Raw genomic sequence first — 14,148 nt, forward strand, 5'->3', positions numbered from 1 at the left:
GCCGGTCAGCTCACTTCTTGAAGCGTGTCTGCAGCAGCTTCGTAGGATGGGTGGAGCGCAGCGATACCCATGCTGAGGTTCCGTGAGTGAAGGGTATCGCTGCGCTCCACGCCATCCTGCAAGCGTGCCTGGAGGTGGCGCTAGTCAACGAAGCGCGTCTGCAACAGATAGCGCAACGAAGCTCCCAGCGTTTCCCCATGGCTCAGGCCGTCAAAGGCATGGAACTGCGCCTGCACGCCTGGCACCTTGCCCAGTTCCTCCACCAGGTCCTGCGCTGCGCGGGGCGGGCTGGGCTTGACGTTGTCACGCGGGCGGGAAGGTTCCCCGGTGCCACGCATCAGCAGCAACTCCACCGGGTGCCCGGCCAAGCGTTGGGCAAAACCGGCCCTTTCTTCGAGGATGGCGCCGTCGCCCCACCACAACGAAGGGCTGGCGGGTGCGTAGAAGCTGAACTGTTGCGGCCGGGTAAGCAGCGCGTGGAGCGTCAGCAGGCCTCCGTAGGAATGCCCCCAAAGCGTCTGTTGCGCACGGTCGAGGGGGGCTTGCGCGGCCACCGCCGGCAGCATCCGGTCACGCATCAGGTCGAGGAAGGCATCAGCGCCACCGCTGGGGTCGCCGGTAAGCGGGTCTTTCTGCTCGGCGACGGCAGCGCGCGGCGGCGTGTAATCGCGGGTGCGGCCGGCGCGGTCGATGCGCAGCGGCGTCTGGTAGCCGACAGCAACCAGCAGCGGGGCCTTGCCCGCGTTAAGCTCGGCCAGCAGTTTCTCATCCAGCGCGCCGACGGCGGCATTGCCGTCGAGCATCCACACCACCGGGTAGCCGGCGGCGGGGGCAGGGTGGTTCGGGCGGGCAATCCACAACTGGTAATGACGCTGGCCGTCGGCGGAGTCCAGCTTCAACTCGCTGAAGCGGTAGGCCAGGTCGGTGCGTTGCAGCAGGTGGGTGTCCATTTTCTGGTCGGGGGCAGGCGCGGCATGCGCTGCCAGCCCCGGCACGGCGAATGCCAGTGCCAGGGCCAGGAGGCGAGGTCTCATCAGGTTTTTTCTCGTTCTACGAATCAGAAGGACGCGGTGAGGCTGGTGTACAGCGTGCGGCCCGGTTCGTTGTAGGTCGCGGCACCCGCACCTTCGATGTTCGCCACGCCTTGGGCGTTGCCCTCGCGGAACAGACGTTTGTCGAAGACGTTGTCGACGCCTGCGGTGAAGCTCAGGTTCTTGGTGAACACGTACGTGCCGCTCAACCCGGCGATGGCGTAGGGCGAGAGCTGGTTGTTGGCGGTGCCGGTGACTCGATCACCGTGGTAGTCGTACTTCTTCGGCTTCTGCTTGCCGTACCAGGCAACGCTGGCCTGCAGCGACAGGGCATCGGTGGCCTGCCAGTCGAGCATGGAGTTCAGGGTGTACTTCGGCGTCACCGAGAGCACATCACCGGTTTCCTTGTTCTTCGATTGCAGCATGTAAGTGAAGTTGTTGCTCCACTTCAGCTGCTCGTTCAGCGGGATGGTCAAGGTGCCTTCCAGACCTTCGACCAGCGCCTTGGGTACGTTCTCCCACTGGTAGATCGCCGCGTTGGCATAGCTGCCGGTGCCGCCGGTGGCCTGATCGATGGGCGACAGGCCCGACTCGATCTTGTTCTTGTAGTCATTGCGGAAGTAGGTCAGGCCGGCGATCAGCCCGTCCTGGTTGAACTCGATGCCCAGTTCCTTGTTGACGCTGGTTTCCGCCTTGAGGTCCTCGTTGCCCTGCAGGTAGCAACTGGTGCTCTGGCCGTAGCAGCCCTGGCCACGGCTATACAGCAGGTAGTCGGAGTTGAGCTGGTACAGGTTGGGCGCTTTGTAGGCACGGGCGATACCGGCCTTCAGGGTGACGGCGTCGGTCAGCGCATGGGACAGGTTCAGCGACGGACTGAAGTTGTCGCCGACGATGCTGTGGTGGTCCCAGCGCAGGCCCGGAGTGAGCATGGTGCCGGGCAGCAGTTCGATGTTGTCTTCGGCGAACAGCGAGAAGATCTGCGCTTGCGAGGTGGTGTCGCGGTTGCTGCTGGTAAGCCCCGGCACCGAACCGCCTTCGCTGGTGGTCTGGGTGTTGGCGCTGGGGTCGTCGAGCTTCTGCTGCACCCATTCGCTGCCCAGGGTCAGGGTCTGGTCGCGCCAGGCGTGCAACGGCAGGTTCACTTCGCCGTGGGCGGTCAGGTCGCGCAGGGTGGCGGTGTAGAAATCGGTGTTGCTGAAGATGCCTTCGGTGCCGCCGGCCAGGCCTTCGTTGATGCGGCTGTTGCGGGTCTTCTCGTACTGCAGGTAGGCCATGGAGCTGCCGAAGTCCCACTCGCCACGATGGGTGATCGAGTAGTTCTCGCGGTACATGCGGTTGGTCTCGTGACCGAGCATGGACTTCACGTTGGCGTTGCTGTTGGTGTTCTGCGTATCGCCGGTGTAGATGTTGCCCTGGCGGCTGAAGCCGGCTTCGAAATCGAGGGTCTGTTCGGGCGTCAGGTGCCAGCTGAGCAGGCCGTTGACGTCCTTGTTGCGCACGCCTTCACGACCGGCGGGGAGGGTGCCGACCTGGTTGCCGGTGCGGTTGGATTCGTGGCCGGCGTTGATGTCCCAGTCGTCCGAGTCGGTCTTGGCGACGTTGCCGTACACGCGGTAGCTCAGGGTGTCGGTCAACGGGCCGTTGAGGCCGAAAGTCATGCGCTGGGTGGCACCTTCGTCGCTGTGCTGCGGGAAGTTGCTGTAGACGGTGACGTCACCGTGGGTTTCCTTGCCGGCCTGCTTGGTGATGATGTTCACCACGCCGCCCGCTGCGCCGTTGCCATAGCGAGCAGCCGCCGGGCCGCGCAGCACTTCGATGCGTTCCACCTGATCGGCCGGCACCCAGTTGGTATCGCCGCGCGAGTCGCGCTCGCCGCGCCAGCCGTAACGTACGGCGTTGCGGCTGGAAACCGGCTTGCCGTCCACCAGGATCAGGGTGTTCTCCGGGCCCATGCCGCGGATGTCGATCTGGCGGTTGTTGCCGCGCTGGCCACTGGTGGAGTTGCCGGTCAGGTTGACGCCCGGCATGGTACGGATGATCTGCGACAGGTCGCTGGCCGGCGGGCGCTTCTTGATGTCCTCGGCAGTGATGATCGACACGCCCGGCATCTGCTTGGCTTCCTCGGCGGCGGTGGCGACGATGGTCTCGCTGTCGAGTTCGACAGGCTCGGAATCGGCGCTGGCGGCCTGTACGGCGAAGGACAGCAGGCAGCTGGAAAGCAGCAGGAAGGGCGGAAGGAACTGCATCGGACGGGACGACATCGGTGATCTCCGAAGGAGGACGATTACTAAGAGATCACAAATGATAATGACTGCTATTTGCTAGTAAAGCGCATTAACTTTCTAAACACTTGCGATGGAATGCTTGTCCGCGGCGGCGGGTAACAGCAGGTGCAGACAGAGCCCACGTTTGCCGTTCTCCGCCCACAGGCGCCCATCGGCCAGCTCGACGCCGCGCCGGGCGATGGCCAGTCCGAGCCCGAAGCCGCTGGATTCGGACGGTTGCAGCCGCTGGTAGGGCTGGAAAATACGTTCGAGGTCTTCCTCGGCGACACCGGGTCCGTCGTCGCTCACGCACAGGTGCCAGAAGTTGCCGTCGCGCCAGCCGTCCAGGCGCACGCTGCCGCCGCGCGGTGAGTGACGGATGCCATTGCGCAGCAGGTTCTCGATGGCCTGGGCGAAGCTGTCCAGGTGCACCTGCACCACGCATTCGGTGCCCAGCGAGCAGGGCAGGCGCTCGGTGTCCCAGCCGCTTTCGAAACAGGCGTCCTCGCGCAGCGCTTCCCACACCGAGAGCACCAGCACCGGCTCGCGCTCCAGCTGCGGGCGCTCGGTGTCCATCCAGGCAAGGTCCAGGGTGTCTTCCAGCAGACGCTGCATGTCGTTGATCTCGCGATCCAGGCGTTCGCGCAGCTGTTCCGGGGGCAGGTCGCTGTCGTGTGCGATGCGCAGGCGGGCCAGCGGTGTACGCAGCTCGTGGGACAAGGTACGTAGCAACAGTCGTTGCTGGGCAAGGCTGTGGCGCAGACGCTCGGCCATGTGATCGAAGGCCAGCGCCAGTTCGCCCAGCTCGTCACGGCGGTGGGCCAGCGGTGTGCCGGGCCCTTCGCTGTCCAGATCGTCCGCCCGCAGGGCATCGGCACGGGCGCGCAGACGATTGAGTGGCAACACCAGGTGGCGATAGATCAACAGGCCGAGGAGGGCGGCCAGCAGGGTCGGCACCACGCCATGGCTGAACAGGTGCGTCCAGGGCGTCAGGCCGCCAGGCAGCAAGCGCTCGGGGAGTTGCATGACCAGCCGGCCGCGCTCAGGGTGCTCGGGAAACTCGATGCTGACATAGGGCAGCTCGTCCTGCAGGCGCCGGCTCATCGGCCAGTCCAGCTTGCGCATGAAGGTCAGGTGGCTGGATTCCTCCGCCGTCAGCGGCGTGGTGCCCAGGCTCTGCAGGTGTTCGCCGATCACCGCGACCCAGGTGTCCTCGGTGGCGGACAGCTCACGGAGGAAGCGCTCCACGCCTTCGGCGCCCTGTTGCTCCCAGACCAGTTCGGCCTGCTCGGCGTAGCGTGCGAGATAGTCGCGGTCAGACTCGCCGAGGAAGTAGGTACTGCGCTCCAGCGACAGGCCCCAGGTCCAGATCAGCCAGGTCAGCAGCAGGCAGAAACCGACCTGCAGCGCGGCGAGTTTCCACAGCAGAGGGTGGCGGCGCATCAATGACGTTCCGCATCCACCAGGATGTAGCCTTGGCCGCGCACGGCCTGGATCTGTACCTGCTGCGCACCGATGGCGGCCAGTTTGCGGCGCAGGTTGCAGACGTGTACATCCAGCCCGCGATCCAGGCGCGTATAGGCGCGGTGCAGCACGCTCTGGTAAAGGAAGCTCTTGCTCAGCGCTTCACCAGCATGGGCGTTCAGCGTGACCAGTAGGCGGTACTCGGAGTGAGTCAGGCCCGCGTGTTCGCCATGGCGGGAAACGTCCTGCAGCTCGTCGTCGAAGTGCAGCGAGCTTTGTGCCCGTGGTGCCGTGCGCGCCCGATCCAGATTGACCCGGCGCAACAGCGCGTCGATGCGCGCGTCCAGCTCCGCGAGGCTGAAGGGCTTGGGCAGGTAGTCGTCGGCACCACGGGTAAAGCCGGTGATGCGGTCCTGTTCCGCGCCCAGGGCGGACATCAGCATCACGGGCGTGGAACGGGCGCTACGCAGCGTATCCAGCAGCGACAGGCCGTCGACGCCGGGGAGCATGATGTCCAGCAGGACCAGGTCGAAGTCATTCTGGTGGACGGCCACCAGCCCCTGGTCACCGTTGGCGCAGGTCGTGACGGCAAAGCCGCGCTGACAGAAATGACGTTCGAGGTCCAGGCGAAGACGGGAGTCGTCTTCCACCAGCAAGAGCGAAGGGGACACGATAAGCCTTGATGAGAACGTTTAGCATTTGCAAATATCTCATCTCTTTCTGTCAGAAGGCAATGGATATCTGTGAAATGCCTGTCAGACCCAGCGTCGCACCCGGCCGCAGAAGGCGTCGAACTCCGCACCAAACAGATCGCGCAGGGCACGCTCTTCCGGCCGGATCTGGAAGCGCCCGATGTAAAGCACGAAGACCGCAACGCCGAGCACCGCCAGTGCGGACCCCAGGAACACGCACCAGCCCAGCAGGACAATGGCGAAGCCCAGGTACATGGGGTTGCGCGTATGCCGGTAGATACCGACGACCACCAGCGAGGACGCGCTCTCCGGCTTCAGCGGGTTGACCGTGGTGCGGGCGCGTCGGAAGGACGCCACGCCCGCCAGACATACTGCAACTCCTGCCAATGCCACCAGCAGGGCGAGCCAGAGACGGCTGCCCGGCTCCGTGATCGGGCGAACCGCCAACCACATCAGCAGGCCGGTGATGATCGCCACCAGGGGCGGGGGAATACGGTGTTCCAGCCAATCCATGCTCGCGCTCCGGGCCAGTGCGGCGGTCTCCAGTGAGGTGCCAACACTAGCCCAGAATGCCGGGCTTAGCGCGGTCGACGAACTGCCCGCACCTTGCCGCTGTTGCCGCCACCGCAGTAGAAACGCTCTCCGCCGTCGGCCTCCAGGCCGGAGACATGCACGCCCTCGGGCAGGTCCAGCTGCTCCAGGACCGCGCCAGACTGTGGGTCGATGCGCCGCAGCTCGCTGTAGGTCGACTCCGGTTCCCAGGTGCCATGCCAGAGCTGACCCTCGACCCAGGTGACCCCGGTGACGAAACGATTTGAATCAATCGTGCGCAGGACTTCACCCGTTTCCGGGTCGATCTGATGAATCTTCCGCGCGCGGTACTCGCCAACCCAGAGCGAGCCTTCCGCCCAGGCCATGCCCGAATCACCACCATTGCCCGGTGCGGGGATGGTCGAGAGCACCTGGCCGCTGGCCGGGTCGATCTTCTGGATGCGGCTTTCGGCGATCTGGTAGAGGTACGTCCCATCGAAAGCCGTGCCGGCGTGGGCAGGGACCTCGATGGAGCGCTCCAGGCGACCGTCCTTCGGGTCGAGGCTCTGCAGGCGCTCGCCGACGGCGAACCAGACGCGCTGGCCGTCGAAGGTCAGGCCGTGGACGGCGCTGACACCGGGGAAGGGGCCATATTCCTGCAGCACCTGCGCCGGAGATTGCTTGTAGTGGGTAGTCATGGTGTAGCCCTTCACGTTGTGGGTGGGAGCCTTCAGCCTATTCAGACACCGAAGGGCGCGGGGAGTAACAAGGTCGTCGCGATTCCCGGAGCCGGTGGCAGGGTCCAGCGCCGCGCACGCCCTTGCCCCAGCGCCTGCACCCGACCGGCCAGGGCCAGCATTTCGAGGGCGCGCTGCACGCTGCGCTGGCTGGTATCCAGCGCCAGTGCCAGGGCCGAGCTGGCCCAGGCCTGACCATCGCTGAGCAGCGCCAGCACTTCAGCGTTGGCGTCCTCCAGGGGTGGCGCAAGGACCACCGGATTGGCGGCAACCAGCCCATAACCCTGAGGTGTCGATTCGATTCCCGCCCTGGGTTGCAGCAGGCGCCGCAAGCGGCCGATCTCCACCCGCAGGCGCGCCCGGTGGGTTTCGTCCGGATGACGGGTACGGAACACCCGGCCGATCAGTTCGACGCGCGATACATCGCCGGGCCAGGCTTCGGCCAGCGCGCGGGCAAGGGCGAAGAGCACCGGCCGGCTGCCCAGTGACAGATCGCCAATACGGTTGCGGCCGGCGTCCACCACCAGGGCGTCGGAGCGCAGCAGGCTCTCCACTTCATCCAGCGACAGCAGACACGCGTTGTGGCGGTCGATCCGCCGCGCGGCCGGTGCCTCGAGCAGGCGCTGTGCCTGCTCGACTTCGGCGCGCAGGGCGGGAATGGCGGCCGTCGCAGCCGCCTCGGCGGCCAGGCGCAGAGCGCTTCGTGCCTCGCCCGCTCGAAGTCGGCGGACGGCGATGCCGGCGGCGATCAGCCAATGCACTGCGCGCAAGGGCGCCGACAGCGATTCCGGAACCGACTCGGCGAGCGCGGTATCGGCTCGATCGAATTGACCGATCAGCAGCGCGCGGCGAATCAGCAGGTAGCGGGCATGGGCGGCATTGATCGTATCGCCATGGGCCTGCAACACCTGCGCTGCCTGTTCCAGTGGTCCGGTCGGCCAGTTCAGCTCGCGGCTGGCCAGCGCCACTTCCGCCTCTGCCACCCGGCAGCGGGCGCGCTCCATGGGTTCGTGGCCACCGAAGGCGCGGGCGGCGCGGCGCAGCAGGGTGCGGGCACGAGGGAAATCACCCAGTTGGGCCATGGCGATACCCCGAAGCGCGAGAGCAGGCGCGTCTTCCCGCAGGGCCACTCGATTCAGCGCGCCCAGCGGATCTCCGGCGGCCAGCGCGCAGGCCGCCGCCGTGATCAGCGAATCCATGGAAATCCCACCCCCCTTGCCACCCCCGCCATGAGCCTGAGGCCCAGTCTATGCCATGGCCTTCACCCAGGCCTGCCGGCGCCTTGCGCGTACTGGCTGGAACGCTGTCGGATCACATGAATTGGCGCGGTGGCGGATCAGCGTCCACGCTATTCCCGCCGCCATGCCCTGGAGAAAAGGAGAGCAGCATGCACGAGATATTCTGGCCCGAAGGCTACCTGCCGGGACTGACCGACAACTTCGCGTCCAATGAAGTCATCGTGGCGGGCCTGGGCGCCGCCGAGGTCTGGCCGCAATTGGCCGACACCCGAGCCTGGCCGACCTACTACAGCAACGTCGCCGCTATCGTCTTCCACGACGGCAGCGGTCCGCGCCTGAACCTGGGTGCGCGTTTCGCCTTCAAGACCTTCGGCTTTCCCATCGAGGCCGAGGTCACCGAATACGTACCACCGCGTGATGACGAACCGGGTCGGGTGGCCTGGCACGGCTGGGCGGAAGGAGACAGCGATACGCGGCTGGACGTTCATCACGCCTGGCTGATCGAAAACCTGCCCGGTGGACGGGTACGCATCCTCACCCAGGAAACCCAGGTCGGCAAACCCGCCCAGGAGCTGGCGCGGACCCGGCCGAACCCGATGATCAACGGCCACCAGGAGTGGCTGGACGGCCTGGTCAGCGCGTCGCGCGGCTGATCCGTCGCACGCGAAGCAGCCGCGGGCCTCAGGTTCCGGCGGCTTCGTGGCGTCTGGCGCGGCTAGCGCCGACTATCACCGGCGTGCCGCTGAGCGGGTCGCTCATCAGGGTGCAGCGCACACCGTACAGTGCCTCCACCAACCCGGCAGTCACCACTTGTGACGGCGCGCCCTCGGCCAGCAGGCGCCCGTCCTTCATCGCCACCAGGTGGTCGGCATAACGGCACGCGCTCGACAGGTCGTGGACCACCATGACGATGGTCTTGCCGGCCTCCGCCAACTGGCGGATCAGCTCGAACACCTCGATCTGGTGGCCCAGGTCCAGCGCCGAGGTGGGCTCGTCGAGCAACAGCAACGGCGTGTCCTGGGCGATGGCCATGGCGATCCAGGCGCGCTGGCGCTGGCCGCCGGACATCGACTCCAGCGGGCGCTCAGCCAACTCGACCAGATCCGCCGCGCGCAACGCCGATTCGATGATGCGCTGGTCATTCTCGCTCCATTGCTGGAACAACCCCTGGTGCGGCTGGCGACCGAAGCGAATCAACTCGGCGACTGTCAGGCCTTCCGGCGCGCTGGCATCCTGGGGCAACAGCGCCAGGCGCCTTGCTACTTCGCGAGTGGGCAGGCTGCCGATGGCCTTGCCATCGAGCAGCACGGCACCGCCGCTGGGTTTCTGTAGCCGTGCCAGGCCTGCGAGCAGCGTAGACTTGCCACAACCGTTAGGACCGACGATGGCCGTGACCTGGCCGGCCGGCAAACGCAGGTTCAGGCCCTCGATAATCGAGCGCTCGCCGTAGGCCATGCTCAGCGCGCGGGTTTCCAGCGGCGCGGTGGTGCTGGGGGAAATGGAGGTCATGGCTGTCTCCCGGCAGGCTGACGCAGGATGATCCAGAGCAGGTAGGGGGCACCGATCACCGCCATGACGATGCCCACGGGGATTTCCACCGGTGCCAGCAACGTGCGACCGAGCCAGTCGGCCAGCAGCGTCAGGAGGGCACCGGCCAGGGCGGCATTGAGCACTGGCACGCCATGACGGCCACCAAGGTAGCGCGCCACTTCCGGTGCGATCAGCGCCACCAGCCCCACGGGCCCGGCCACAGCCACGGCCAGACCGGTGAGCGCCACGCTCAGCGCCAGGGTCGCCGCACGCATGGCGGAAAGGCGCACGCCGAGGCCGATGGCGACGCTGTCGGAAAAACGCATCAGCATCAGCGCCCGCGCCAGCAGCTTCGCCAGCGGCAGGCCGAGCGCGAGGCCGCCGGCCAGCAGCCACACGGCCAGCGCCGGGCGGGCGTTGAGGCTGCCGACGGTCCAGGGATAGGCCGCGTTGGCGGCGTCGATGTCGGCGCGAGCCAGCATCAGGTTGGTGGCGGCACCGAACAGAGCGCCGATGCCCAGCCCGACAACGATGAAGCGATAGCCCCGCGCGCCGGCACCGGCGGCGAGAACGAAGGTCAGCGCAGCGGCGGTCGCCGCGCCACTCAGGGCCAGGGCGGACGGTGCCAGGGTGGTGGGCACGGCGACGATGGAGGCGACCGCGAAGGCGGTGGCACCGTTGTCGATGCCAACCATGCCCGGCGTGGCCAGGCGGTTGCGCGCCAGGGTCTGCATCAGGCAACCAGCGGCGCCCAGCGCGGCACCACTGAGCAAGCCGGCGAGCAGGCGCGGCAGGCGCAGTTCACGCACCAGCAGGGTCTGCATCTCGTCGCCCCGCCCCAGCAGCGCGGCCAAGGCCTCACCCATTCCGAGATCGCCCGAAGTCAGGCAGAACACCAGGCTCAGGAGCAGCATGGCCGCCAGGGCCATGCCCACGGTGGCGCTGCGCCGGTGCCAGAGCAACGAGTGTCGGCCGGTGTGCAGCACGCCATGGCCTGGAGGAGTGGTCGGGACGCTCATCGGCTTTGCAGGGTCGGCAGGCGCTGGGAGCGCACCACCGCAATCAGGATGGGCGCGCCGACAAAAGCCGTCACCACGCCCACCGGCAGTTCATAGGGTCGCACCAGCAGGCGCGCGATGATGTCCGCCAGCAGCAGGACACAAGGGCCGAGCAGCAGGCACAAAGCGAAGCAGCGGCGGATGTCGGTACCCACCAGGCGGCGGGCGATGAAGGGCACGATCAGGCCAAGGAAGGCAATCGGACCAGCGGCGGCGTTGGCGGCGCCCACCAGCAGCGCCACGGCCAGCAAGGTTGCGACGCGCACCAGCTGCGGATGATGGCCGAGCCCGGCGGCGACCCGTTCGCCCAGTGCCAGGGCGGCCAGCGGGCGAATCAGCGGCAGCGCCACGGCAAGCCCCAGGACCAATCCAGGCAGGCAGCCGCGCAGGGTTTCCAGCGGGCGTCCGGCGAGGCTGCCGACTACCCAGAAGCGGACTTCGTCGGCGGTACGCTGATCCCAAAGCAGCATCAGGCTGCTGAGCGCGGTGAGCAGCCCGGAGAAGGCCACGCCGGCCAGTACCAGGCGTACCGGGTCTTCCCCCACGCCACGCAACTGCGAGACCAGCAGCACCAGCAGGCAACCGCCGAGCGCGCCGAAGCTGGCCACGGCGAGATTCATCCCGGCGGCAGTGGCGCCCAGGTTGATCGCCAGCACCACGGCGAACGAGGAACCGGCGCTCACACCGAGCAGGCCGGGCTCGGCCAGCGGGTTGCGCGTGACCGACTGCAGCAGCAGGCCGGCGGCGCCCAGTGCCACGCCGACCAGCAGGGCCAGTTCGGTGCGCGCCATGCGCAGCGTGTGAACGACAAAGCGAGTGTCGTCATCGGCACCGCCCAGCAGTGCGAGCAGGCTCTGCCAGGGGCCGGCATCTCCGGCACCCACCAGCAGGCTGGCGAGGATCAGCAGAACGAGCAACGCTGCCGCGAACGCCAGGGCCCGTGGCAGCGCGAGACGGTTGGCGGGCATCAGTGCAGCAGGGCCTTCTCCACGTCATCCAGCACTTGCTGGGCGGCGAGGTAGCCGGAGCTGCTGCTCCAGATCTGTCCGTCGACGCTGGCCAGGTGCCCGGCTTCGACCGCCTTCAGGCGGGTGAACGCCGGTTGCTGGCGCGCTTCGGCCAGGGCTTTCTCACCATCGGGGTTGAGGGTGGCGAGGAATATCCAGTCGGCGTCGGCCTTGGACAGGTTTTCCAGGCTGAGGATGTCGGTGTGCGGGCGCTTGTCGGTCTGCTTCGCCAGCTCATTGGCCTTGAGGCCGAGCTGATCGAGGAGCTGCCCGACGAACAGGTGGCCGGACATCATCATCGGCCCCTGCGGATTCCAGCGCACCACACTGACGCTGGTGTCTGCGGGCAGGCGTGGGCGCAATGCGGCGATGCGCTGGTCGATCTCGGTCAGTCGCTGCTCGCCTTCGGCTTGCTTGTCCAGCGCATCGGCATAGACACGGAAGGCCCCACGCCAGTCGTCCAGCGAGCCGCCCTTGGGCACCACGGTGGGGGCCAGCAGGCTGAGCTTGGCGTATTGCTCGCGGGTCAGGCCGGGAGCGGCGAGGATCAGGTCGGGGCGCAGCTTGAGCACGGCTTCGAGGTTGGTTTCGCGCACGGTGCCCACCAGCGGAAGCGGGCCGGATTTCGCCTTCAGGTAGGCGGGCAGGTCGGTGCCGCCGCGGCTGGCGAGGGAACCAACGGGTGTCACGCCCAGGGTCAGGCTGGCATCCAGGGCGTTCTCGCCCAGAGCGATGACGCGTTGCGGATTGTCCTTCACCTTCACCGGGCCGAAGGCAGTGTCCAGGCTGCGCTCGGCAGCCTGGACCGGGAGGCTCAGCACCAGGCCGGCGAGCAGCAGGGCAGTGCAGGACAGGAAGCGGCGGGGAAGCGAGGCGCTGACGTGCATGACGAGGGTCCGTTGGCGAGGAATTCCATCAAGGTACGAAATTCACAATCACGAATCACTCGCATTTACGGATTGTTTACATTTGCCATGACATGCATCAAGCACGCAGAAACCTAGTTGGCGGCGCGGCGGAACGCTCCCGGTTGCTGTCCGGTGGCCTTGTGGAAAGCGCGGGTGAACGCAGCGATGGACTGGTAGCCGACCGCCGCGGCCACTTCCGCCACGCTCTGGTCGGCCTTCAGCAACCGGCATGCCTGGCCCATGCGCAGGGCCAGCAATACCTGGCCGGGGGACTGCCCGCTGGTTTCGTTGAAACGCTTGAAGAACGCCGAGCGCGACAGGCCCGCACAGGCCGCCATGTCTTCCAGCGTCCAGGGCAGTTGCGGTTGCTGGATCATCCGCTCCAGCAAGCCGGCGAACTGCGGTTGGCGGGCGAGGGCGACCAGCCCGCCCAGGGTCGGATTGCCTACCACCTGCTGGCGCAGCACGTAGAGGAACAGCAGGTGGCTCAGGCGTTCGAGCATCTGCTGCGACGGTGTCGGCTGCCGCTGGCATTCCTCGAGGATCAGCTCGAACAGACTGCGCGCGGCCCGCTGGGACGGCTCCTCGGCACGCAGCACGAGGAAGGCGGGCAGGGCGTCGATGATCAGTGCCGACAGCCCCGAATCGAAATGGAAGAACCCGCAGACCAGCCCCACGCCATCCTCGGCCTGCAACTCCAGGGCGGTCATGCTCTGGCGCGGTTGGCAGGCTGCCTCCTCGGCGCTGGACTCGCTGGACAGCCGATACGGCACATCGCGCAGGATGAACACCGCGTCACCGCTTTCCAGCCGGTACGACGGCTCGCCGTCCAGGTGCAGCCAGCAGTGGCCCTGTACCACGAGGTGAAAACTGGCCCGCGCCAGACCCTGGGTCGAAGCGTTCCAGCCGCCGCAATAGCGCCCTACGTGAAACAGGCTCGCGCTCAGTTCAAGGCTGTCTAATAACCAATCAACCAGGGGGCTGGACGAAATCATCTAATGGAAAGACTCATGAGCAAGTGATAGCGACTTTAGAATATTGAATGGATTTCTTATTACCAACAGACTTTTTCGACACCCCATTTCAACGGAGTCGAACCATGTCCCGCCTGCCCATCCAGACCCTCGACAGCGCCCCGGAAGCCGCCAAGCCGTTCCTCGAGAATGCGCTCAAGGGCTCCGGCTTCATCCCCAACCTGCTGGGGGTGCTGGCCAACGCGCCGGCCGCGCTGGAAACCTACGTCACCGTATCCGGCCTCAACGGCAAAGCCGACCTCGGCCTGCCGGAGCGCGAAGTGGTCCAGCTGATCGCCGCCACCACCCACGGCTGCGACTTCTGCGTGGCCGGGCACACAGCGGTAGCTTTCAACAAGGCCAAGCTGCCTGAGGAAGTGATAGCCGCCCTGCGCGAACAGCGCGAACTGCCCGATGCGCGCCTGGAAGCCCTGGCCGCGTTCGCTCGCGAATCCATCGCCACCCGCGGTGCGGTGAGCGATGCGGGCCTTGCTGCCTTCCGCGCTGCCGGTTTCACCGATGGCAACGCCCTGGAAGTACTGCTGGGTATCAGCCTGGCGACCTTGTGCAACTTCGCCAACGTGCTGGCCCAGACCCCTCTGAACCCCGAGCTGGGCAAGTACCGCTGGGAACAGGCGGCGAACTGATTTTCGTGTGACCGGGCGGCAAGTGCCG

General features: G+C 66.7%; 14 protein-coding genes. 2 read left to right on the plus strand and 12 right to left on the minus strand.

Annotation, left to right across the window (positions count from 1 at the left end):
- Nucleotides 1-140: 140 nt before the first annotated feature.
- From FAS41_RS18325 to FAS41_RS18355, 7 genes are all read right to left on the minus strand, one after another.
- Nucleotides 141-1,034 (minus strand): alpha/beta hydrolase, encoded by an 894-nt coding sequence (locus tag FAS41_RS18325; RefSeq protein ID WP_138524717.1) that lies wholly within the window; start codon nt 1,032-1,034, stop codon nt 141-143.
- A 23-nt stretch (nt 1,035-1,057) separates the two neighbouring features.
- Nucleotides 1,058-3,292 (minus strand): TonB-dependent siderophore receptor, encoded by a 2,235-nt coding sequence (locus tag FAS41_RS18330; protein WP_138524719.1) that lies wholly within the window; start codon nt 3,290-3,292, stop codon nt 1,058-1,060.
- Between the two features lie 81 nt (nt 3,293-3,373).
- Entirely contained in the window at nt 3,374-4,738 is a 1,365-nt protein-coding gene (locus FAS41_RS18335) for a HAMP domain-containing sensor histidine kinase (RefSeq protein WP_138524722.1), read from the minus strand.
- On the minus strand, nt 4,738-5,430 hold the full coding sequence (locus FAS41_RS18340) for a response regulator transcription factor (protein WP_138524727.1): 693 nt from the start codon (nt 5,428-5,430) through the stop codon (nt 4,738-4,740). The genes FAS41_RS18335 and FAS41_RS18340 overlap by 1 nt, the downstream gene beginning before the upstream one ends.
- A gap of 84 nt (nt 5,431-5,514) precedes the next feature.
- Nucleotides 5,515-5,964, minus strand: a complete 450-nt coding sequence (locus FAS41_RS18345; RefSeq protein ID WP_138524731.1) for a methyltransferase family protein — start codon at nt 5,962-5,964, stop codon at nt 5,515-5,517.
- A gap of 65 nt (nt 5,965-6,029) precedes the next feature.
- Complete coding sequence (locus tag FAS41_RS18350; protein ID WP_138524734.1) at nt 6,030-6,680, minus strand: Vgb family protein; 651 nt, start codon at nt 6,678-6,680, stop codon at nt 6,030-6,032.
- Between the two features lie 41 nt (nt 6,681-6,721).
- Nucleotides 6,722-7,918 carry a helix-turn-helix domain-containing protein gene (locus FAS41_RS18355; RefSeq protein WP_138524737.1) on the minus strand — a complete coding sequence of 399 codons (1,197 nt, stop codon included), beginning with the start codon at nt 7,916-7,918 and terminating at the stop codon, nt 6,722-6,724.
- Nucleotides 7,919-8,106: 188 nt separating this feature from the next.
- Here FAS41_RS18355 and FAS41_RS18360 point away from each other — a divergent pair, with 188 nt between their 5' ends.
- Nucleotides 8,107-8,610 carry an SRPBCC family protein gene (locus FAS41_RS18360; protein WP_138524741.1) on the plus strand — a complete coding sequence of 168 codons (504 nt, stop codon included), beginning with the start codon at nt 8,107-8,109 and terminating at the stop codon, nt 8,608-8,610.
- Nucleotides 8,611-8,638: 28 nt separating this feature from the next.
- Here FAS41_RS18360 and FAS41_RS18365 read toward each other — a convergent pair whose 3' ends face one another.
- The 5 genes from FAS41_RS18365 to FAS41_RS18385 form a co-directional block, all read right to left on the minus strand.
- On the minus strand, nt 8,639-9,466 hold the full coding sequence (locus FAS41_RS18365; RefSeq protein WP_138524743.1) for an ABC transporter ATP-binding protein: 828 nt from the start codon (nt 9,464-9,466) through the stop codon (nt 8,639-8,641).
- Nucleotides 9,463-10,401, minus strand: a complete 939-nt coding sequence (locus tag FAS41_RS18370) for a FecCD family ABC transporter permease (RefSeq protein ID WP_425049035.1) — start codon at nt 10,399-10,401, stop codon at nt 9,463-9,465. The genes FAS41_RS18365 and FAS41_RS18370 overlap by 4 nt, the downstream gene beginning before the upstream one ends.
- Before the next feature lie 101 nt (nt 10,402-10,502).
- On the minus strand, nt 10,503-11,513 hold the full coding sequence (locus tag FAS41_RS18375) for a FecCD family ABC transporter permease (RefSeq protein WP_138524749.1): 1,011 nt from the start codon (nt 11,511-11,513) through the stop codon (nt 10,503-10,505).
- The gene (locus FAS41_RS18380; protein WP_138524752.1) at nt 11,513-12,439 is read right to left on the minus strand and encodes an ABC transporter substrate-binding protein; all 927 of its coding nucleotides are present in this window, start codon (nt 12,437-12,439) and stop codon (nt 11,513-11,515) included. The genes FAS41_RS18375 and FAS41_RS18380 overlap by 1 nt, the downstream gene beginning before the upstream one ends.
- A 113-nt stretch (nt 12,440-12,552) precedes the next feature.
- On the minus strand, nt 12,553-13,455 hold the full coding sequence (locus tag FAS41_RS18385) for an AraC family transcriptional regulator (protein ID WP_138524755.1): 903 nt from the start codon (nt 13,453-13,455) through the stop codon (nt 12,553-12,555).
- Between the two features lie 104 nt (nt 13,456-13,559).
- On the opposite strand from FAS41_RS18385, the gene FAS41_RS18390 reads away from it, so the two are divergent.
- Entirely contained in the window at nt 13,560-14,120 is a 561-nt protein-coding gene (locus FAS41_RS18390; RefSeq protein ID WP_138524757.1) for a carboxymuconolactone decarboxylase family protein, read from the plus strand.
- The last annotated feature ends 28 nt before the right edge of the window (nt 14,121-14,148 follow it).

The organism is Pseudomonas nicosulfuronedens (assembly GCF_005877905.1).
Taxonomy (GTDB): domain Bacteria; phylum Pseudomonadota; class Gammaproteobacteria; order Pseudomonadales; family Pseudomonadaceae; genus Pseudomonas; species Pseudomonas nicosulfuronedens.